The organism is Flavobacterium anhuiense, assembly GCF_050990855.1.
In the GTDB taxonomy this organism is placed as follows: Bacteria; Bacteroidota; Bacteroidia; order Flavobacteriales; family Flavobacteriaceae; genus Flavobacterium; species Flavobacterium anhuiense_C.
Genome location: NZ_CP158861.1, coordinates 2,449,233 through 2,471,357, shown reverse-complemented (window position 1 = coordinate 2,471,357; position 22,125 = coordinate 2,449,233). Strand labels below are relative to the sequence as shown.

The following is a 22,125-nucleotide window of genomic DNA, read 5'->3' as shown; positions in this document are numbered from 1 at the left end:
CTTCCCATTTATCAGACCAAGAGCCTAACTTTTTTTCAGATGGTATTATACAAACTCGTAATAAAATTGTCTGGCCCTGTTGATAAAAATATCCTTTTTTTTAAAGTCATTACTCGAAATAAATCCTTAAATCGGTCATTGACTCGGTTTCATTGATAATCTTTTTTATATCATAGGCCGAGAAATTCTCAGGCACCCGCTCAACAATCTCGTTTATATGCCTGCGCACCCTGGAATAGGGAATACCGTATTCGAAAAGTTTGGTCATGACTTTTTTGGACTCTTCTATATTGACGCTGTTCTCCCCGATGAACTTGTTCAGAAACATCACTTTGTTTCTGTGGGCATCCCTAATGATTACCCCCGAAACAAGCCTTCTGCCGTTGTAACGGATCAATAGGTCGTCCAGTTCAATGATGAATTCGATCGCGGGGATGACCTTATATGGAATGACGTTGTAGATCATCTTGATGACCACCGAAACGATATGGGAAATCTCCATTTTCGAGAAGTGCACATTCGTTTTTAAGGCCACCACTATCTCAGGTATGGTGCGATATTTAGGACTCAGGATGGTATACAGGCTGTTGTTGTTGACATTGGTTGTATCTAGGCTCTTGAGCTTAGCCAGCACCTTGAACAGATTCATGTCGGGCCTTCTGACGAATTCCAGTAGGTCCGTATACTGCGTGATGGTGAAGCCGTATTTGTTCAGCAATTGGCTGATGGCCTCCAGAGGAATCTTGCCGTGATAGGAATCCTCTAGCTGGATCTTGGTCTTCTCCTTGTAGGACTGGTCCAAATCATTGTCAGCGGCCCCCTTCAGATAGGCGCTTTTGTATTCCTCTTCACGGTTAATCTCAATGACCTGTGCCTGGTCCTTAATCAGAAAATCAAGACTCATGGCACTGTAGGGTACATTGCACAGCTCGAAGTACGGCTGGTGTTTCTGCTTGTAGAATACGTTTCCCACCTTATGGATGCCAAGCCTTCCCGCCCTTCCGATCAGGTTCTTGAACTTGATGATGTTCTTGGAGCCCATGATATCCTTGGCCGTAGTGATGAAAATATTCTTGGTGGGCGTATTGACCCCTTCGATGACCGATGACGTCGCCAGAAGGGTCCTCACCAAACCGTTGTTGAAGAGGTCGATGACTTTTTTCTGCATGAACTTAGGCATCGGACCGTAATGGATTCCGATGCCCGCCTTGAGCGCCTTTATGGGAATCCACTCGGGATGGAAATCCGACTCCACACGCTGCACCCAGCTGTCGGACAGAAGCGCCTCGGCCTTGTTTTCCTTCAGGTTGGTCATAAAGAATTTTTCGGCGTCGTTGGGTGTGTTGAAATAGATCAGATTGCTTTCCCCGCTATTGTGCACCTTTTCCAGGATCATGCCTGAGAAGTCGGCTTCCGACTTGAAATTCTTGGCAACAGGAGCATATTCCGACCGGCACATCCTGAACTCCAGATCCTCCAGACCGCTGATCTTATTCACAAGAGGCAGCAAAAGCACGGTCTTGTCCGATATGCGGAGCGTGTCTATAAACGCCCTGTTAAGGATCACCTCCCTGCTGCTGCTTATCCTGTCGCCGAGCTTGTACGCCTCATCAATTACAAAAAGGTCAATTTTGTCTTTGTATTCGCCGTAGATTTGGTAATACTTCTCCTGGGTCCCTATAAAGATGCTTTTATCAGCAATGGCGCTTCCGCTTTTCAAGGTATCGAATATGGTGTAGCCGCAGGATCTGAAGATCATATTGAAATCCTCCACCAGCTCATCGGCCAGCGAATTGGTCGGCACCAGAAAGACGATGCGCTTGGGCTGCTCGTTGAAGATGTATTCCTTGATGAGCATCGTTTTTCCAAAACTGGTCGGTGCGGATATCAACACTCTGCCGTTCTGGGCGATCTGGTCATAAAGTTTTTTCTGCTCGTCGGTGAAGGAGATATTCCTGCCGCTGTGGTTTATGGTATTTTTCTCAAGGATAAACTCGATCTGCTTGGAGAAAAACGATTCGTCCTTCTTCTCCTGATAATAGGGCGACAGGTCATAAAGAAAAAGATCTTTGATGTTTACCTCTTCCGCGTCATGATCAAGCAGCTTGATGATGTCTTCTCTGTTGTTCTGGTTTATCATGATGTTTTCAACTTAATTATAAGATCCAGTGCCGTCCTCTGGGCCTTGTAGATTAATTCTTCCTTGGATGCCACCGGAAGGTGGTACAGCAATACTTTGTAGGTATCCTTGAATCCCGCAATGCTGATCTTGTCAACTGTTTTGTATGCTTTTGCATAGGTCTTGGCATCGGCTTGGGTATGAAGAACGAATCCGGAGAGTATCAGGGGAAGATTCTTGATCTCATCGGAGGTCATCTCGCAGATGTCCCCCGTAATACCTTTCAGGATTATTTCTGTATCGGAGCTCAGCAGATTTTTGATGTAGTCCTCAAGTTTGCTCTTGAAGGACTTGTCCTTGATTATCTTGTAGGCGCCATCATAGAGGTTACCGTAGAATTTTGCTTCGCCGAGCACCAGACTGGTGTCAGAGAACATGCATACATCGGCTCCCGTGCTGACTTTCTTGGCACTCTCGTTCACCGAGATCACCCCGCTGACCAGCTTGGTGTCCACGTGATCGATGTTTAATCTAGCGAGCAGCGCTTCGGCAAAGAACGTGTAGTAGGACTGCAGGTCCTTGTTGTCATCCAGCACCTTGCGTATGGCTTTTTCATCTATCTTGTCCTCCCTATTGATAAAGTCAGTGTCTATAAACCTGCGCAGCTGCATGATTCTGGTCTTCTTGCCGCACGGCACATCCTTCTGGAAGAGGTAGTTCAGCTTGGACTCTTCATACATGATCTCAAGGATGTATTTGTCCAAATCTTCCATACTCAAGGTATGGGTGAATACCGAAAAGGTATACTTACCGCACTTGCTTGCCGATATATTTGAAAGTGAAAATGACATTAATTATTATGAAATTAAAAAATATGCAACTGCTAAAGTATCAATTTTTGCTTTAGCAAAATTGAGGAAAACCGTAATGAGGACATTTAAAATCATGCCAGCCCTTTTTTTACATCTGGTTGAGGGTGTGGATGGCAATATCAAAGTTTCCTGACGATTTTCACCTCTAAAATCTCAATCATCAAAAATTATTCATATCCCAGATCTCAAAAGTTATTTACTGTATTCGCTTGGATTTTTCGTATTCCCATCAATAAATATGAATACCTGCGCATGAGCTTCAGATTCTGTTTCCTCAAATCCATGTATGGGAGCCGATCGTAATATTACATTACTTGCAGCAGGACCTGGAGGCATCACCTTTGTAGTCAAATCTAAAATACAAACAATTGAAACTGTTTTTCCATTTCCTGAAGCATAAGCCACGGCTTGAGACGAATACTTTTTCATTAAGGCAGCACGATCTGAAATCGATGTTTCCACCTTTAGCTCTGCAATATGTCCTTTATAGGCAATCTCAACACGTCCACCAGCTATGTGTGATTCTTTAGTAATGGCACCTCCAATCAGAGGATTTGCCGTCAGGTGTTGAATGAGTTTATCCCTGAATTGATCCTCTTTCAATGATGATATATTTTTGTATAAACCGCTTTGCAGGCAATAGCCCTGAAAGTTTGTAATGCCGTTAAGCAGCATTATAAAGTCATCTCTATCGTGCGTTTCCATTTGGGCCAAAAGAGGATTGGTATAAATCTCAAATACTTTTTTGTCAATAGCTTCAAACCCTGTTCGGAACAGGTTGTTATTTTGGTCCAAAATTTTCGCGTTCAGTTCATCATAACCAATTATCACAGGCTGCAATTCTTCTTTTTCCAATCCCAGCAGATAAGGAACAAGTTTAATAGACAAATTGTCTTCAAAATTGCTTTGGCTGTATTTAAATAATAATGTTCCTTCTACGTTATAATCCAATCTCTCATCTAGTATGATATCTTCTATATTTAATTCAAATATCTCAGACGAGGTTGTTGCTGCTAAGATTTTTAATATCTTAAAGTTTTCAGGAAATTTATTAAATCTTAAATGCCCTTTTATCAAATAAACCTCTTTTGCTTTTAAAACCTGTGGGTTGGCCCATGGCGTATCATGCAGATAAAATTCCAATGACACTACAATAGTTTCAGGCATTATCTCAACTTCATCATTGCCTTCACGGTAATTTCTTGGAATAAAGTTATCCGAATGTAACAACGAAATTGAGGGATGCTGTAATTCAAGAAATTTATCTATGATAATTCTTAAATTATTAAAACTTGTGTGGTTTATTTTATCAAAAAGTGCCTGGAGCTCTTTTACCACATCATTAAATATTTCCAGATGCAAAAATCCATCAAATTCGAAAAGATTTATGTTAGCCAGAGCAGCGACCCTTTTTGCCTCCGCACCCTCATTGCCCTTTAATATCATTTGACACCACTCGCATAAAAGTAGAACTGCGTCAATAATCAGCTTTTCGTTTTTAAAAATAGCTTCTTCTTTTCTGCCTCCAGCCAAAGCTATAAGTTGAAGCTGTAATTTATCTATTTCATTTCTTTCACTTAAGATTTTTTCAATAGATCCAATACTAAAATCAGAAAATATTTTACCTATTTTCTCACGCAGTAGTTTTTGAACATCAATGATGTCCGGTTCAAATAGTGCTCCCATCAATTTTAGATTTTATGAAAAATTCATTTAAAAGATTCTCTTTTCCGGCCAGTGCCAGTTCCGACAAAAATTTGTGGTCGTTTACGATATGGAAAAGATATTCTCTAGAAGGCACATTGTGAACATTTTCAACAATATAATTACACAGATTTAAATTCTCTTTATGCAGGCTGAAGTAACCAAAAATATTCAATACATTGATTATATCATAGTCGTATAAATCTACTTCGTCGATATGTTTTTTTAAATATCCCGTTATTGATTCAGACTCCCTGGCCATATCAGAACGCCTTAAATAGTACATTTCACTGTAAAAAACTTTTCGGAAAGAATTTGATATGGCAATTTCGTGATGATGAGGTGGATATTTGTAAATAAAAGACAAAACTGATGCAAGCCATAAATCGTTTAAATCAGCATTATTTCTTCTCAAGTCACTTAATAACTTAATTGCTTTCTCAGCTTTATAAAAATCCAAATCTCCACAGTCGGGGAGCAGGTAATATTTAACCATGTTTTTTTCGTAAGTAACAAAGTTTTCGCTGTTAACTGCCCTATTTAAATATATAGCCTGCTTTAAAAGTTTTTGGCAAAAATCATGATCTTTCTCTTTTTGTGCACAATGAATATTAAGCATATCAGCCACCTTTCTGTATAGCTCACGATGTTTTTCCACAGGCAGAATATTGAACAGAGGGTATGTTATACCAGACATGGCTTTGCCAATTCCAATGTAAAGGCTCTCGTATTGATCCAATAAATAGTTGATTATTTCTTCCGAAACTGTTGAAGGCTTTTTAATCAAAATCTTTCCATATGCATCAATTGCAAGCTTCTTAACCACTACTTCGCTGTCCTTTATCAATAACAGCAGTAAATCAATAATTGTTTGCGGTACAATAACAATATGATTTTCGAGTAAAACTGCTAAGAGTTTAAGAGCTTCCATACGTACTGGTAATGCATCCATATCCAGTAGCCAATTGTAAGTATCCGGAAGGATCTGCACTAAACTAATATTTGATTTTATAGAGGAGCGAATTACAGAGATTAAATAAATTTTAATATCCACGTCCTGAGTTTTTTTTGAATCCAGATTTCTGATAATTTTTATAATCTCTGAAAAATTAGCTGTCTCATCTTCTTGCACCAGATTAACTAAAATATCTTTTACATTACTTAGCTTTGCCGAAATTTTAGTTTCTAAACCGATAATTTCGTAAACATTCAGGCCGATAAGAGGATTAAAGGTAGTCGTGTTCGAATCAAGATTGCTTTTGTTCCAATTGAACGTATTTTTCTCTTTGATTACAGATATCAGAAATCCGAGAAAAACCTCGAACTTGCCCTTAAATTTTGCTGGGTACGAGCTGGTTAGATCACGTAAAACTGTGAAAGGGTCTTCAAAATCATCTTTTATTTCGTTACTTCCGGCAAATCCAATAATCTTATCAATCACTGCACTACTATGGACTGGGAACGATTCACGAAGGTCCTCCGTTTCCAAAAATTTATCATAAAACTTTAAAATTTGGACCTTAGCCCCGGCAGATAAAGTATTGAATTTATTTGATACGGCATCTAAAACCAAATCTACATCCGCATAACAAAACCTGATAAGAGTATTAGAAACGGCCCAATCCGCGCCTCCATGACTGTCTTCCTGAATATTGTAGACAAGAATCATATTGTCTAAAAAGGGAATAGCAATCGTTTTGTCAAGAACGTACAACTGATATAGAATTAAGCATATATTTTTTCTGACACCAGAATCTGCATCTTTCAGCGAATTGAATACAGCTATTTTAAAGTTTTCCTGCTCGCGTGAACTATATTCCTGAAAATACTTAATGATGAAGGGTGAAAAATTCTCGAAAGGATCATCCTGGCTTATATAACTTTTTCTAAAATAGTTGTTTATCAACAATGTGGATAAAAAGAATTCTTCTTCCTTTGAAAGATTTAAATATTGAGCTAATCTGACAATTTTATTTAAGTTCTGGCCTTTTGCAAAACAATCCAGAATTCTACTTTTTACAAAATCGGATAATTTGGATGGATCAGCAAGTAAAATGTTGACAACTGCGTCAGCGATATCAGCTGAAATATCTTCCTTATCCAAAAAAAGCACTAAATAATCCAATGAAAGTGAACTAAAAAAAGCTGGTTTTAATCCGCTTGATTCCTTGATACTTCTAGCTACTTGTAATTGATTCTGGTTGTTACTTAATTTATCTACCAGCCTTAAGATTGAAATTTCAGTTGTCTTTGAAAATTTGAACCGGTCTAAGATCTTTCCTTTAATTTTCTTTCTTACTTCATCAATTATGTTTTGTTCTTCCTCGCGGTTTTGATTTAATTTATCGACATGTTCTTTGTAACGTTCCAAGATTCGGCGTCCTAAATTTTTTGGAAAAACTTCAGTATGAAATTGACAGTCCTGACAATTGGTAATTATAAAATCCTGAGCAACCCTTTCTAAATTCATGCCGCCTCCGCCGCCAGCCTGGGGACAGGAAACATAATTCATTGTAGGCAGTCCCATTTGGCCAATCATACCGCCATACTCGGAAACTATTTTTAAATGAGAGCACCAGTGCTTTAGTTCAGGCACAATACTTTTACTTCTCCTTGCCAGTTCAAGTGAGTCATTAAATTTTGTATCGCTATATAAAGAATTTGCCATCGGATAAAAAAAAATTAAAAAGCGATCAATAAGTGTACGCGCTTGATATCTTGGTTATTACTGCTGTACTAAGATAATCTTAATAGTAAAAAATGCTGCAGATAAATTATATTTTTTTTGAACATCCTTTTCAACTTTTCCAACTTATTACACTTGACATTTAACATTAAATTGAATGAAATTACTTTAATAAACTAATTGAATAAATTAGCCCTTCTTGTAATTTCTGTTTTACAGCCAGCCGCTATGCTAGAGGCGTTTAATATATTTTCGTTGCAGATTGCTTTAGAAAAATATCCTCACCATTATTATCTGCTTTTAATAATTCATACCCCTTGAAATCATTGATTTTGGAATAAACTTCATGCTCTGAGAAAAAATATTGGTAACAGTTATATTCGCGAGTCTTTTTGCTGTCAATAATAAGGAAATTTTCATGTTCGCATTCCAGCTCATGGAAATGCTTTCTGTCAAACATCGATAACAAAACATTACTGCTTAATGGGAATATTATTTCTGAACCGTATGTACCAAACCCGTGGTAAATAGTTTTTTGGCCGGGCACATGTGGTTTGACAATTATAGGATTGTCTGAAGTATGGAAGTTATCTTTAGTGACATGAAAAATCCATATTTTATCAAGAATTAAATCTTGAAGGTTTGCAATAAGATTTTCATCTGTATATAAATTAGAATGTTCTACAGGCTTATAATCCTTATCAAGATCTAGTTCAATTCTGTCAATGAATTTTTTCTGATCTGGGTGTTGGCTTGCCATAAAAGATTTGATGATATCTAAGCTTGCAATTCCTGTCTTTCTATATGTTTCCCAATACTCATCAATGACAGTGGGTAATCTTAAGTATTGAACTGCAATGAGAGCCGCAAACAATTGTTTTTCATCTATCGTTAACGGCTGAGCTTTCGTGATTTTTTCATTTTCAATTTCAACCAATGTAAGTTTGCCCAACAGTTTGCTATATTCTTGCTCAACAACTTTGGCAAAAAATTCAGTTTCATAAAAAGTTGTGGGAATCTCTAAATTATTTCTCACAATAATTTTTTGAGGAATGTTATAAAAATAATCTTTATAGGCAGTTTTGCTGATAGCCTGAATAGGGCTTTTTCGAACATGTTTTTTACTGTAAACGTTTACCTTTTTTTTATCCAGTGAAAACAATCTCAGGTAGCATTGCGGTATAAAATGCTGTCTTTTATTTTTATTCTGCATGGATTGGTTCCGCTAATATATTTTTTTTTGGCATCTGCATTTATTTTCGGCTAAACTGAGTTTTAAAATCTTCTAATGTCACTTTTTTTTGAGCACGTTTGAAGAATAAAACATAGTCTATATACGAGTCCCAACCTGTAAAATCATATAGACGTGAACAAGTTTTTAACCTGTTCAGATCATTTAAACATTCCCAAATAAAATCAATAATTTCTTCTCCATGTATGTATTTGAGATTTTTTCCATCCCACTCTGGTAATGATGGAGCAAAAAAAGTAAATTTAAAATTGAATTTTCCAATCTCTAAATCTTCCTGAAACTCCGCAAATCCATTCCAGTTTTTAATTCTATGAAGGTTTAAATAATACTCAAACTTTTCTACAATTTTATCATCAACCGTTTTGAAAACTCCCAGCCAGTTTATTAACTGTATAATACTTTCGCGATTTTGTCTCAGGCCTTTATTAAACTCTAAGTTGGTTACGTTTTTATAGTTTTTTACGTCTGCAATTATAATTTCAATTCTGGAATCTGAAGATTGTAATTTGTCTTCAACATGTACAAATCGATAGTCTTGCATGTGATTTGGAAATCTTACACCAATTATATCTAACTCAGACCTTAAGTCTCCCTGCACATCAGAGTGAATTATCAAATTTGAGACTAAATAGCCTTTTAGTCTCAAATAGATCTTAACTAAATTTTCATAATGTTTGTCCATTTTACTTGATTAGAATTGCTGTAAATGCATATTTGCTTATCACAAATATAACCAATACAATCTTTAAAGATTTAACTGGCAAAAAAAACGCTGCGCATCATGGAGTGGATACCTTTTTTGCCACAAAAAACCAAGGTGTTTTTTAAAGATATTTCACGAGGGAAAGTTTTGTGGCACAAATGCTTCTACGCTTCTTTTTGCTGCTCATCCATCAGTTCCTTGTCCATATATCCTAAGACAAAGCTATAACCTTCAACAAAAAATTCTTTCTCGTTTAATAATTGTTTTAGATGATTAATTTCCTCTTACAACAAATACAGTAAAAAACTATCAATACCTAAAAATTCATAATTAAAAATTATTCTTTAACAAGATTTTTCCACTGAGCTCTTTTAGCAATATCTCGTTAGCCTTAACGCCTAAAATAGAGCAGTACTTAGCTGTAAAAACGTTTTATTCATCAAAGAGAGAGAAATCCAAATCCACTATAATGCTTTTAAGATCTATTTTATATTCAGAGCAGAATTGTTTTATCGTTAATAATATGTTGTAGTTCGGGTTGGCATTTTGTATGACTATCGAGTAATTGGTATTGTCCCCTTTAAGATCATCTATATAGGCTAAATGATGGCTTTTTAAAATTCCAATTTCTTTCCGTACTATCGTATTATCAATATGCAGTGTATTCTCAATATCGTGACATAGGACAGCGATAACGTAGCTTAGCCCCATTTTTATGTCTTTACCCTTTGCAATGCAAAGCCACAGAAACTCTCTCGTTTTTTTAGGAATTTCATTTAATAAATCTAGCAGATTCTTCAAATCATCAATCGAAGACTGTTTTTCTTCCTCAGTTTTCATGTCCAGATATTTGTTGTATAAACCGGCGGTAATAGCTCCTTTACCGGAATCAGATACTGCATCAAGGTAGCTTTTAGTTTTTGGGCTTGAACCAAGTACTTTGAAAAGCTCAGTCCAGTTTGTCTCCTCAAAATAATACTGGTTTTTGATGCTTCTGAATTCGCTTTCCGGCATGATACCGCCTGAGAGTATATTTGCCATCTGCTGGGGGTTGTAAACCACATGATAAGAAGTCTTATAACCGCTGAGTTCGTTGATCAGATGACTGATTTTGCTGCTGTAGTTTGTTCCTCCAGTTTCCTGCAAGGGCGAACAGATCATCAGGTACCATTTATCAAGCGCATGAAACTGGCTCTCGGCAAACTGCGCTTTTACCTTCATCGCAAAATCTTTTTCCGATACGTCATAATGACTTTTTATCTGGATGCCGATCTTGCATTTATTGGGATATTCAACAATCAAATCCACGCCATGATCATTTAATGCCTGCGTTTTAAATATTTTGGGAGCTCCGATAAGTGCACTTGAGTTTTGGATGTATCTTAAAATCAGATCCAGCAGATCATCGTGTTTTTTGCTCTCGAAAAAAATGGTTTCCGAATCCAAAGAAGATTTTCGATTCAGAATAGTGCTGATATTTACAATAGCTTCCTGTTTAGTCATAAATGTCGGTTTAAAAGGTTCAATAGCTTAAAAAAGGACTAGGTTTTCCGGTATTTGGATAAGTATTGCAAAACTATACCTTAAGCACAACTACCTTTAAAAAAAAATCCTGTTGCATCTTGGAAAGCTAAGATAGCTTTAACTTTGAAGAAGACAAAAAGATATAGTTTAAAATCTGGACTGGATACCTTTTTACCACAAAAAATTCTGGTTTTTAAAGATATTTCAATAGGCGAAGTTTTGTGGCAAAATCGTGGCACATAGACTTTTGGAAAATTTTAAATCCAGTAAAATCAATTGCTTACAACCTTAGTTTCGAAACTTTATTACGCTTAATTTTATTGGTCCATTTATCCAGAGGGTTCGAGTCCTGCTCTCGCTACAAAATAGCACTTGAAATATGCTGAAAACACTCATTTCAAGTTTTGTGGCAGAATCGTGGCACAATACTTCCTGTAGAATAACAAAATCAATAAAAACAACCAATCCAGTACTTAGGTTCGAGACTATTAAAGATCCTTCTTAAATAGATTTGCAATTCAATGCATTCAAATTTGAATTCTAATTTAAACATTGCTTAAATCTAGGCAGATTCCAGAAAAACTCACTTTGCTGAAAATTACACCTTCACAAAGTTTTCATCAGCAAATTGATGTCAATAAAGAAGTAAATTAATTTCGAAAGCTTTTAATTATGCACGTAATTATACCCCATGCGAACTGTACAAGCTATGCTAATGCAGCAACAGCTAAAATACAGCTCTGTCTATCAATTACATCAAGCCTGACAAATAAAAAAACACTGCAGCTTATCATTCTTAAAAGTCTTCAACTACTTGAACTTTTTTGCAGATAATAAGACTGACCTTTGTTTGCTGAAAAATTATAAGATTTAAAGAAACATCTTTTATCTCCGTCAGACAATCGTAGACAAGGCTATCCTAAGTAAACTTTGAGCAATCAAATTTCAACTGCCGAAAAACAGAACAAGAATGTAAAACTAATTTAAATATAAAATAATGATCAAATTTCCTGAAGTACCTCTTGGCCGCGGGCCGGTTGTAATGTTAAATCTAGTACAATTCAAAGACCGCAGCATTTATATTAACGAGTACCTGCCTGCATTTAACAAGGTAATAGCAGAACTGGGAATTGAAGGGGTAAAAGTTAAGTTCTTAGGAGAAGTGATAAGCAGTGTTATCGCTGAAGAAAATGAGCAGTGGGACGAGGTTCTGCTGGTGGAATATCCAAGCGCAGAAATATTCAAATCAATCGCAGAAAGTGAGCAATACCAGTTAAAGGCTAATCCTCTTCGTATTGCAGGAACGGCAAAACTAAAATTAATTATGACACGAAGCATTGATTATTAAAATCTATATTTGCTGAATGTCAGAACTTATTCTTGCAAACTTCGCCACACATGTTACACTTGCTCCTGCCGAACAGGAGCAGGTGCTTTCGTTACTGCAGTCTGCATCGGTTCCAAAGCGCAGCATACTGCTCAGGCCGGGCGAAATCGAACGGCATATATATTTTGTCAATAAAGGCTGCCTTAGATTGTTTCACACTGACATAGACGGAAAAGAGCATAATTTGTGCTTCTATCCTGAGAATTGGTGGGCATGCGATATAGTAAGTTTTTTTAAGGCTAAGAAAGCAACGGTCACTATACAGGCAATGGAGGATTCGGATGTTTATTATTTTTCACTGCCGAATCTTGAAGAATTATTTATTTCCGTACCAAAACTTGAACGTTTTTTTCGCATACTTACCCAAAACGGCTTCGATATGTTCCAGCGGCGTCTGACATCAAGTATGTCACTGACCGCAGAACAGCGGTATATTGAATTCCGAAAGCATTATCCCGGGCTGGAGCAGCGAATCAATCAAAAGCAGATAGCCAGTTATCTGGGGATCACAGCCGCTTTTCTCAGCATGATGCGTAAGGACAAAATTTTTTAGTACATCTGCTCAAATTTTTCAAAGATTGACATAAACCATAACTAAAGAGCAGCTTCATAAGTTATCTGCTTCTTTATTAGAGCTTTGGTATCAAAAAATTAACTGCAGCTTCGAGAAGATAAGAACTCATCCCCCTTCTTATTATACGTGCAGGAATGGTGACGCCTTTAGCAAAAAAAGATGGCGTTATCCTATGGCTATTGCCTTTTAAATCGATTAACAGCCGCTTTTTTATTTATCACCTGTCTTTAAATGGACTGCATTCGATTGAATGCCCATAATATACTGCCTGCGGCTGAGCTGATCAAGACCAAGGATCTCATTAAGCGCTGTTTTTTTCTTAAATGTTTTATTAAAAGAAAAATTGTGGTTTTAGATAAGCTTTGAGTTGATTTAGTTATTTCTGCGGTTATCATAATAATGACATTTGCAAAGTAAAATTAATAACTTAAAAAAAAACAGATGGAAACTAAAAAAGTATGGTTTGTTACAGGCGCATCTCAAGGATTAGGACTGGCATTGGTTAAAAAACTATTAGCAGACGGCTATAGCGTAGCAGCCACTTCAAGAAATGCGGCAAGCCTTAAAGATGAAATTCCACAGAGTGTTAATTTCCTTCCATTGGAAGTCGATATTACCAGCACAGAAAGCGTGCAGCATGCCATAGACCAAACGGTTAAGGTTTTTGGAAGTCTGGAAATTGTGGTGAATAACGCCGGATTTGGACAGTTGGGCGCATTGGAAGAATTAAGCCATGAGGAGGCCCGCAGAAACTTTGATGCTAATGTCTTTGGAGTTTTAAACGTGATCCGCAGTGCTGCGCCTTATCTTCGCAGACAGCAGCACGGACATATTATAAATGTATCCTCAATTGTCGGCTTTTATGGAGAATTTGGAGGATGGGGTGTTTATAATGCTACAAAATTTGCAGTTGCCGGTTTAACCGAAGCCTTTTCTGCCGAAATGAAACCATTTGGCGTAAAAGCAACCATCGTGTATCCTGGATATTTTAGGACTAATTTCCTCCAAAGCGGCTCACTGAAAACTCCTGAGAACACAGTTGAAGGATATACCGCTTTAAGGGCTTCCGAAAAGGCACATATTGAAGATATAGCCGGAAGCCAGCCAGGCAGCCCTGAGAAAGCGGCAATTGCTATCGCGGATCTTGCACAAAATGAAAATCCGCCGCTTCATTTATTCCTTGGAAGCGACTCTTTTGGACTTGCCAATGCCAAGGTAGAAATACTGCAGAAGGCGATTGCCGATAATCAAGCAGTATCTCATTCTACTGATTTTTAAATCACTGCTATGCCTCTAATAACAATCAACTGCATAGAAGGGACTTTTGACTCTCAGCAAAAGCAGAACCTCGCAGCTTCACTCACAACAGCGGCATTAAGAATCGAAGCGCTTCCGAACTCCAGCTCAGTACGCCATACCTGCTGGATTTTCATAAACGAAATGCCTGTCCATAATGTATTCCGTGCAGCAGAAGAGACCTCCTCAGCAATACTGTCAATGGATATAAACGTTTTTAAAGGCGGTTTGGGAACAGCTCAAAAAGGTGAATTAATAACTGAATTTACGCAGATTATCCACGATGCCATGCATCTGCCTGCAGATATCGAAACCCCTCTATACATTCTTATACGAGAGGTCGATCAAGATAACTGGGGAGTATGCGGTAAGAGAATAACTTTGGATGACTTACGTAAATTGAAGTAAAAAACCCTCTTTGTCCAACAGCAGGCATGTAGCTGCTGCTGCCTGCTGCTGGATATCAGTAATTTGAAAAATAAGCATTTCAGAATGCCTTTTCAAACGTAAAACCGTAAATTAGCATTTCATGCGCGAAAATAAAACACATATTTTAAATACTCTCAGCGAGTTCCACAAGATAAGCGGTCTTCCCAAGCCTGAGCATCCGCTGATCAGCCTTGTGGATTATGGACTTGTGCAATACCAGACAGAAGAAAATCAGATCAGCTGGATACAGCATTTTTACACTATCGGCCTAAAGAAAGACATCCAGGGCAAGTTCCTCTATGGACAGCAGCCTTACGATTTCGATGAAGGCCTGATCGCTTTTGTTTCTCCCGGACAATTGGTAAGCCTGTCAGCCCAGAAGCCTGAAATCAGGCCAAGCGGTTTTTTACTGTGCATACATCCGGATTTCATTTGGAATACATCCCTGGCAAAAAAAATGAAACATTATGATTTCTTTGGCTACAACGTCACAGAAGCATTGTTTCTTTCCGAAAAAGAGGAGGCTGTTATGATAGGCATATTAAAAAATATCCAGCACGAATACCATTCAAATATTGACCCCTACAGCCAGCAGATCATCATTTCTCAGATCGAACTTTTTCTAAGTTACTGCGAAAGGTTTTACGGGCGCCAATTCATCACCCGAAAAAAAAGTTCTCACCAGCTGCTGGAAAAACTGGAGAATATCCTCAATAATTATTTCGACTCAGATAAGGTTCTGCAAGAGGGCCTGCCCACTGCACAGTCCCTTGCTGATATGCTTAGCATTTCTCCGAATTATCTGGGCAGTCTTCTAAAGTCATTAACAGGGCAGACTACACAGCAGCACATTCACATTAAGCTCATCGAAAAAGCTAAAGAACGGCTTTCCACCACTGAGCTCTCCATCAGTGAGATTGCTTATGGACTGGGTTTTGAATATCCGCAAAGTTTCAGCAAACTTTTTAAATCAAAAACCCAGCTAAGCCCATTGGAATTTCGACGTTCCTTTAATTAGGGATTATCAGCTTAAATTATCTGCCCAGAATTTCAACCATTCTATTTTTTCTAAAATTCATAACTTTGACTTCTATTATCACTAAATAAATCATTTGAAAACCTATCTTCTTCCCGATGATTTTTTATCAGATCCACAAGATCTTGTGGACCAGGTTATTATCAGATATTATAAAACAGCTGAAAATACAGTAAAAAATAAGATCATTTTAAATCGAAACATGGTCAGCCTTGTTGCTAAGGGCAACAAAACGGTTATATATCCCGAACAGACAGCTGTTGTAAAAGAAAACGAACTGGTCCTGCTTTCAAAGGGAAACATAATTACATCGGAAATAATCGCTGATCAAACCGAATTTTCCAGTGTAATACTCTATTTTGATGATGAAATATTGAAACGCTTCCTAAGCAGGTACAAGCCTCTTTCAGAAAAAAAACAGTCTCACAGTCCATTTCTTATTTACCGGCAGGATGCTTTTATCCAGCAATTTAAAAGATCACTTATTGATCTGCTTGAATCTGCCCCAGCCCTATCGCCAGCCCTTAAACTGCTTAAATTAGAAGAAATTTTCTTGTATCTGTATCAAATAGACAGTGAAAAGCTGCATTCCCTGCAAATTTCATCAGCTGCGGATGATGATTTAAAAATAAGAAAAGTCATGGAAGGGCATATCAAAATGCCTGCTGCAGTTGAAGAAATTGCATTCTTATGCAATATGAGCTCTTCTGCATTTAAAAGGAAATTTCACATTCTTTACCGAACCTCCCCTCAAAAATGGCTGACAGAGAAAAGACTTCAGCTGGCCGCAGAACTGCTGAAAACCCGTACTGAAATTCCATCGCAGGTATATTATAAGGTGGGATATAAAAATCATTCCAGCTTTTCTGCGGCATTTCGCCAGTACTTCGGACAAACACCAAGCGATTATCAGAAAAAACAAATGGACGCCCTTCGATAAAGTCTGAACGTTCAGCCTTACCTCTGCCCTGTCTTAAATAACGAACTTTGTTTTTAAATAATTTAATTAAAGAAAGACAAATGGACACACAATTAGAAGAAAATAAAAAAACAGTGATTCGTTTTAACAAAGAAGTTATTGAGCAAGGTAATTTGAATAGTTTTGATGAATTGATGGACAGCAGCTTTATAAACCATTCAGCACCGCAAGGGACAGATAACGGTTCCCAAGGCATGATCAATACCTTCAACAATGTACTGCGTCCCGCTATGCCGGATATAAAGGTGGCAATTCATGAGCAGCTTGCAGAAGGTGAACTGGTTACTACACGCAAAACTATTACCAGTACGCATACAGGAATTTTCTTTGGAATAAGCCCAACATTTAAGAAAATTACAATTGAGGTAATCGATATTGTCAGGATCAAAAATGGAAAGTATTTTGAACATTGGGGCATCAATACGCTGCCAGCAGTACTGCAGAGTCTTAAGTAGTTTATTTTAAAGCTGTATTTTAGGCTCTCTTTAATCTGCCATCCTGATATTGTTTACTGGACATATTGTAAAAAAATCCAATCTCTTCAAAGATTGCAGGGCTTCTGAAAACCAAATATTTTGTACCTTTATTAAAAAATATTTGACCATATGTATGAACAGCTTTTCAGCTATATCAACAGATACAGCGAATCTCCTCTTACACCAGAAGATGAAGTATTAATAAAAACAGCACTGAAACCTGCGAAGTTAAAAAAGAAGGAGTTATTCCTTGAACAGGGGAATATCTGCCAGTTTACAGGTTTTATTATAAAAGGTGCCATGAGACAATACAGCATCGACAGTGCCGGCAATGAGCATATCATTCAGCTGGCTCTTGAAAACTGGTGGATGGTGGATCGTGAAAGTTATCTTATGAAAACACCATCGGTATATAATATTGATGCATGGGAAGATACCGAACTCCTGATATTGGAAGCTGACGATCTGCAGCGTCTGCTTGAAATACCTACAATTAAGGAAATGTTCTGGAAGATGAACCAGAGCAGTTTCATAGCTTCCCAAAAAAGATTAAACAATTCCATAGCCCTTCCAGCCATGGAAAGATATGAGCAGTTGCTCAAAAGCTACCCTGATTTTGTACAGCGCTTTCCCCAGCACATCATTGCTTCTTATCTGGGTATCAGCAAGGAAACCTTAAGCCGCGTACGCAGTAAGCTATTCCAAAAATAAAATTAAGATCCAGTTCTTCTATTTTTCTTATATCGTTCTTTATTGACAAATGTCATCGTTTTCTGCTCCATAGCTGCAATAAATTTGCCTTATAAATCAGTAACAAAGATTTTTGAAATTTATAACAACATTTAAAAAATTAGAAAAATGAAACAGTTTACAAAAGATGATACCGTTATGCTATTAATTGATCATCAGACAGGCACACTTAATTTTGCAGCTAACAGACCTCATGAAATGATCGTGAGCAGAACAAGAGCTTTGGCTAAATTTGCGACAGCTTTAAACATTCCCGTTGTGCTTACCAGCAGCCAAGAAGATCATGCACAAGGACCTTTAATCCAGGATTTACAGGATCTGCTTCCTAAAGAGTACGCAGAGAGAGTAAAAAGAGAAGGAATTACAAATGCATGGGATGACGATAATTTCAAAAATGCTGTTCTAAAAGCGGCTGGCGGAAGAAAAAATGTAATCATGGCAGGTCTTACAAATGATGTATGTATCGTGTGGCCTTCAATTTCAATGCAGGAAGAAGGATTTAATGTTCAGGTAGTGCTTGATGCAGGAGGATCTCCTTCACAAATTGCTGATGATATCGCACAGCAGACTTGGGAAAGCCAAGGTGTAAGAACTACAACAATCAACCAGATAATTTCTGAAATGGTGCACAACTGGGCAACAGAGGACGGTCAAAAAGTTCTTCCAATCCTTTTTGAAGAAGTTATGTCTAAAGTAGGACAGTTCTCTTAATTAATAGATTCTTATAATCGAAGCTGGATATTTAAATATCCGGCTTCTTTAAAAAATATAATTATGATACAGAAAATAAACAGCTCCCAATTTCTGGGTCACGGCCCGATAAAGATTCTTTATCCGGGTTCGGCCGTTTCAAGCACCGATACCGGAATAGGAAGCATAGGAAGAATTGACCATCCCGAAATAAATTCCAATACGGTTATAAAAATGCATCCGCACATCAATGATGAAATCCTTTCCTATTTCAGGACAGGAGAAGCAGAACACAGCGACTCGGAAGGATTTGTGAAGGTAATCGGCGGAAAGACCCTTATGCTGATGAAAGCTGGAAAATCATTCTTTCATGAAGAAAAGATCATGGGCCAGCAGCAGACAATGGAAGGGCTTCAGATTTTTATCCGTCCCGGTAAAAAAGACCTGAACCCCGAAGTGGTATTCTTGGAACTGGAAGACCTTCATAGCGAAAACAGCTGGCGTATTATCGGGTCTCCAAATCCTGAAACCGAATTTCAATTCAGCAGCCAGACCTGGATTTACGATATGAAACTTCTTAAGGGAAGCACTTCTGAAATTCCCCAGCTGCCAAAGAACGGCCTTACCGCACTTTTGTATGTCTTTCAGGGATCTGTTCAGGTAAACAGCAGTATAGATCTTAAGAAAAAAGAATGCATCGTCTTTAAAGATGAGCCGGTTTCCATTCAGGCTTCAGAGGATGCTGAACTGGTCTTGTTCTTCACAGATGAACAGGGCGAAATCTTCAAGGGCGGAATGTACAGTGGAAATCAAATGTAATTATGGACAATACTATCAGCATTATCAGTAAAAATGAAGGAGAACGTCTTGCAGTTGCAGGCGGCAATTACAGAATTATAATATCTGGTGAACAGACCAATGGCAATTACGCCGTTATTGAAATGATAGTGCCTCCGGGAGGAGGGCCGCCTCCGCATGCCCACCCTGACACCCAGGAAATGTTTCATGTCCTGGAAGGGGAACTGGAATTTAAAACTGAAGCAGGAAAACAGGCTGTAGCTCAGGACGGATTTATAAATATCCCTTTTGGCGGCGCCGTGCACTGCTTTAAAAATACTTCAAAAAATTATGCGCGCCTGCTCTGCACGGTAGTACCGGCAGGACTGGAAAACTTATTTCATGAAATAGGAACTCCGGTAAAGGCCGGCGAATTCCTCCCGGTTCCTGAACTCACAGAGAAACGGAAGGAATTTTTAAAAGAGATGGACCAGAAATACGGCCAGAGAACATACGCTCCTGATTACTTAGGATAGCAGTTCAATTCAATTAAATATAAAAATTTGGCGGACAGGTTTTTCCAGCGGGCTGATTGCTTAAAATCAGCACTGGATGATTCCTGCAATATTTCTATTGCCATGCAGAAACTGTTGTCTGTCCTTAGAATGTATTGTAACATACTGCCCTAAAAAAGAATAAAAATGGAAAATATAGATAAAAATACAGCAGAGGCCGGTAATTTAAGCAATGAGCTTATAGGCGGGTCAGCAGAAGTTAACGGAATTAAAATTAATTATCTTTTGGGAGGCAATCCTGAGGGCAGTCCTGTTCTTTTATGGCACGGCTTTTTAGGTACTTCGAGCTCCTGGAGAAAAGCGGCATCCATCTTAATTGATGCAGGACTTGCCGTTTTAATTCCTGATATGAGAGGATATGGTGATTCTGATAAACCGGAAGGCACTATCGGATATGATGCACGCACAATCAGTGAGGACTTCAGGGCTTTAGTGAAAAAGCTGGTCTTTGGAAAAGGAAAGCCTATTACCCTGGCGGCACATGATATGGGTGCGGCACCAGCTCTTATCTGGAGCGCTGACCACCCGCAGGAGATTGCCGCTTTATTTTATATAGAAATGGTAGTGATGCTGGATCAGGTGCTCAGCCCCCACTTATCATTCACCCGTGAAACCATGGAAAGCCAGATGGGGCCGATGTGGTGGTGGATCCTTCCCCACGCTCCAAAGGCGCTTGAAGTACTGTTTACAGGAAGAGAACGTGAGTTCCTGACCTGGTTCTATGATTGGATGACTGCTGGAAAAGATGTAATTGACAGCGAACAGATTGATGAAATCTATCGCACATTCTCTGGGAATAATGGTTTCCAGGGTGCTTTCGGAATCTACAGAGGGGTTTTTGATTCAATTGACCAGACAACTCCTTTAGTGCAGAATAAAATTAAGGTTCCTGTGTATGCTATTGGAGGAGAATATTCGCTTGGAGCCGGTGTAGGAGAAATGACAAAACTGGTAGCCGAAAATGTGACCCCTTTCGTAATAGAAAATGCGGGACACTTTCTTCCTGAAGAAAAACCTCAGGAAATAGCACAGCATATAATCAATTCATTATAAGCTGCTGCCTGCCTGCTGTTTCTGGCGGCACATAAAAAAGTTCTTAAGTTATCTTGGATACTCTTACGAACTTTTTTTTTCTGTGTGAAAACTCAATTCGATCCCAATCCCTATTAAAGCATTTTGCACTTAAGTGAATTTTTTAATAATTATTTAGCCCGCCTGCATTAGCTCCGATTTTAAAGCAAAAAAAGACAGTGCAGATGCACTGTCTTTTCCAATTAAATAATAAAAAAATAAAAACGTAAAACAGTTACTGCTTTACAAATAGGCGTATAATAAAAATTGACATTAATTCAGTTTTATTTTCCCGTCTGCCGTTATTTCGCATATAAGCCATTTTTTGAAAAAACAGCTTTTTTATCCATAACAAACAATACCAGATCGGAAGCTGCTTTCGCCTCTAGAGACAATTCCTCCCCTTCAGCATACACCGCATCTCCTTTATGCAGAAGCTCACCTTTTTCAGAGAGGCCTGCTTCACCCTCAAAAACATAAAGGTAAGCTGCTTTTGAACCCAATGCAGGAAGTGCAATCTTTCCTTCTTTCAGACGGATATCATATACTTCAATATCAGAATTAATTTTTAGAGGAGCACTTGACTCTTTATTTCCACCAATAAGCCTCCATTTATTAATGCTGTAAGGGTCATCCAGCTGATAAAACTGCACCTGGGGTGTTAATTCATCTGCTCTTGGGCGGATAAAGATTTGCAGCATTTCAACCTTTTCTCCATCATCGGCAACTGCTTCTTCATGATAAAAACCGCTGCCTGAATTCATCATCATAAGATATTGTTTATGGATCGGAACCTTATTGTCCTTACTGTCCGTGTGGACCATAGTTCCTTTACGCATATAAGACAGTATCTCATCATTATGATGAAGATGCATCTTAACCACGGTCCCCGGCTCAAGGGCAGCATGATCTACTCTTCCGAGCTGATAGAGGCCGTGATCCTTATGCCCTGGAACAGCATCTCCTAAAGGGAGAAGCCGGATTACAAATTTTCCCCTATCTATGACCTTTCCTTCGGAAGCTCTTATTATATGTATGCTGCCTTTTTTTTCAATAAATGAAAAAACTGCAAAAAGACCGCTTAAGATCACAGGGGTTAACCAAAAGATCTTTTTTTTATTTAAACCCATAGTAATAACAACACTTTAAATCTTAATTTTCTATCCCCTATGCCGCAGTCCGATGGTTAAAATCAATTTTCCAGGTTACTGCTGGGAGCCGGCAC

General features: G+C 38.2%; 20 protein-coding genes. 12 read left to right on the top strand and 8 right to left on the bottom strand.

Annotated features, from left to right (window positions below; translation table 11 throughout):
- Positions 1 to 109: 109 nt before the first annotated feature.
- The 7 genes from ABTV69_RS10930 to ABTV69_RS10900 all read right to left on the bottom strand — a co-directional run bounded on the left by ABTV69_RS10930 (position 110) and on the right by ABTV69_RS10900 (position 10,839).
- The gene (locus tag ABTV69_RS10930; RefSeq protein WP_433836265.1) at positions 110 to 2,140 is read right to left on the bottom strand and encodes a DEAD/DEAH box helicase; all 2,031 of its coding nucleotides are present in this window, start codon (positions 2,138 to 2,140) and stop codon (positions 110 to 112) included.
- Entirely contained in the window at positions 2,137 to 2,892 is a 756-nt protein-coding gene (locus ABTV69_RS10925; protein ID WP_433836263.1) for a hypothetical protein, read from the bottom strand. Before ABTV69_RS10925 ends, ABTV69_RS10930 begins: the two co-directional genes overlap by 4 nt.
- A 291-nt stretch (positions 2,893 to 3,183) precedes the next feature.
- Positions 3,184 to 4,677 (bottom strand): hypothetical protein, encoded by a 1,494-nt coding sequence (locus tag ABTV69_RS10920; protein ID WP_433836261.1) that lies wholly within the window; start codon positions 4,675 to 4,677, stop codon positions 3,184 to 3,186.
- The gene (locus tag ABTV69_RS10915) at positions 4,661 to 7,363 is read right to left on the bottom strand and encodes a hypothetical protein (protein ID WP_433836259.1); all 2,703 of its coding nucleotides are present in this window, start codon (positions 7,361 to 7,363) and stop codon (positions 4,661 to 4,663) included. The genes ABTV69_RS10920 and ABTV69_RS10915 overlap by 17 nt, the downstream gene beginning before the upstream one ends.
- Before the next feature lie 259 nt (positions 7,364 to 7,622).
- Positions 7,623 to 8,594 (bottom strand): DUF4238 domain-containing protein, encoded by a 972-nt coding sequence (locus ABTV69_RS10910; RefSeq protein ID WP_433836257.1) that lies wholly within the window; start codon positions 8,592 to 8,594, stop codon positions 7,623 to 7,625.
- A 40-nt stretch (positions 8,595 to 8,634) separates the two neighbouring features.
- A complete protein-coding gene (locus ABTV69_RS10905) occupies positions 8,635 to 9,315 on the bottom strand; it encodes a hypothetical protein (RefSeq protein WP_433836255.1) in 681 nt (226 codons plus the stop codon).
- A 453-nt stretch (positions 9,316 to 9,768) separates the two neighbouring features.
- Positions 9,769 to 10,839, bottom strand: coding sequence for a hypothetical protein (locus ABTV69_RS10900; protein ID WP_433836253.1), 1,071 nt, complete (start codon positions 10,837 to 10,839; stop codon positions 9,769 to 9,771).
- A gap of 1,018 nt (positions 10,840 to 11,857) precedes the next feature.
- Between ABTV69_RS10900 and ABTV69_RS10895 the strand changes: the two genes are divergently transcribed.
- The 12 genes from ABTV69_RS10895 to ABTV69_RS10840 all read left to right on the top strand — a co-directional run bounded on the left by ABTV69_RS10895 (position 11,858) and on the right by ABTV69_RS10840 (position 20,882).
- Entirely contained in the window at positions 11,858 to 12,208 is a 351-nt protein-coding gene (locus ABTV69_RS10895; protein ID WP_433836251.1) for a hypothetical protein, read from the top strand.
- 16 nt (positions 12,209 to 12,224) lie between these two features.
- Positions 12,225 to 12,800, top strand: coding sequence for a Crp/Fnr family transcriptional regulator (locus ABTV69_RS10890; RefSeq protein WP_433836249.1), 576 nt, complete (start codon positions 12,225 to 12,227; stop codon positions 12,798 to 12,800).
- A 462-nt stretch (positions 12,801 to 13,262) separates the two neighbouring features.
- Positions 13,263 to 14,099: an SDR family oxidoreductase gene (locus tag ABTV69_RS10885; RefSeq protein ID WP_433836247.1), complete on the top strand. Its 837-nt coding sequence runs from the start codon at positions 13,263 to 13,265 to the stop codon at positions 14,097 to 14,099.
- A gap of 9 nt (positions 14,100 to 14,108) precedes the next feature.
- Positions 14,109 to 14,525, top strand: coding sequence for a tautomerase family protein (locus tag ABTV69_RS10880; protein ID WP_433836245.1), 417 nt, complete (start codon positions 14,109 to 14,111; stop codon positions 14,523 to 14,525).
- A gap of 121 nt (positions 14,526 to 14,646) precedes the next feature.
- Complete coding sequence (locus ABTV69_RS10875; protein ID WP_433836243.1) at positions 14,647 to 15,564, top strand: helix-turn-helix domain-containing protein; 918 nt, start codon at positions 14,647 to 14,649, stop codon at positions 15,562 to 15,564.
- A 94-nt stretch (positions 15,565 to 15,658) separates the two neighbouring features.
- The gene (locus tag ABTV69_RS10870; protein WP_433836241.1) at positions 15,659 to 16,522 is read left to right on the top strand and encodes a helix-turn-helix domain-containing protein; all 864 of its coding nucleotides are present in this window, start codon (positions 15,659 to 15,661) and stop codon (positions 16,520 to 16,522) included.
- An 80-nt stretch (positions 16,523 to 16,602) separates the two neighbouring features.
- Positions 16,603 to 17,016 carry an ester cyclase gene (locus ABTV69_RS10865; RefSeq protein ID WP_433836239.1) on the top strand — a complete coding sequence of 138 codons (414 nt, stop codon included), beginning with the start codon at positions 16,603 to 16,605 and terminating at the stop codon, positions 17,014 to 17,016.
- Between the two features lie 150 nt (positions 17,017 to 17,166).
- On the top strand, positions 17,167 to 17,748 hold the full coding sequence (locus ABTV69_RS10860) for a Crp/Fnr family transcriptional regulator (RefSeq protein WP_433763674.1): 582 nt from the start codon (positions 17,167 to 17,169) through the stop codon (positions 17,746 to 17,748).
- 147 nt (positions 17,749 to 17,895) lie between these two features.
- Positions 17,896 to 18,498, top strand: a complete 603-nt coding sequence (locus tag ABTV69_RS10855) for an isochorismatase family protein (protein WP_179003758.1) — start codon at positions 17,896 to 17,898, stop codon at positions 18,496 to 18,498.
- A 63-nt stretch (positions 18,499 to 18,561) separates the two neighbouring features.
- Complete coding sequence (locus ABTV69_RS10850; RefSeq protein WP_250836047.1) at positions 18,562 to 19,296, top strand: pirin family protein; 735 nt, start codon at positions 18,562 to 18,564, stop codon at positions 19,294 to 19,296.
- 2 nt (positions 19,297 to 19,298) lie between these two features.
- Positions 19,299 to 19,790 carry a cupin domain-containing protein gene (locus tag ABTV69_RS10845; protein ID WP_433836236.1) on the top strand — a complete coding sequence of 164 codons (492 nt, stop codon included), beginning with the start codon at positions 19,299 to 19,301 and terminating at the stop codon, positions 19,788 to 19,790.
- 165 nt (positions 19,791 to 19,955) lie between these two features.
- A complete protein-coding gene (locus ABTV69_RS10840) occupies positions 19,956 to 20,882 on the top strand; it encodes an alpha/beta fold hydrolase (RefSeq protein ID WP_433836234.1) in 927 nt (308 codons plus the stop codon).
- Positions 20,883 to 21,202: 320 nt separating this feature from the next.
- On the opposite strand, the gene ABTV69_RS10835 is transcribed toward ABTV69_RS10840, so the two are convergent.
- The gene (locus ABTV69_RS10835) at positions 21,203 to 22,030 is read right to left on the bottom strand and encodes a pirin family protein (protein ID WP_433836232.1); all 828 of its coding nucleotides are present in this window, start codon (positions 22,028 to 22,030) and stop codon (positions 21,203 to 21,205) included.
- Positions 22,031 to 22,125 lie beyond the last annotated feature (95 nt).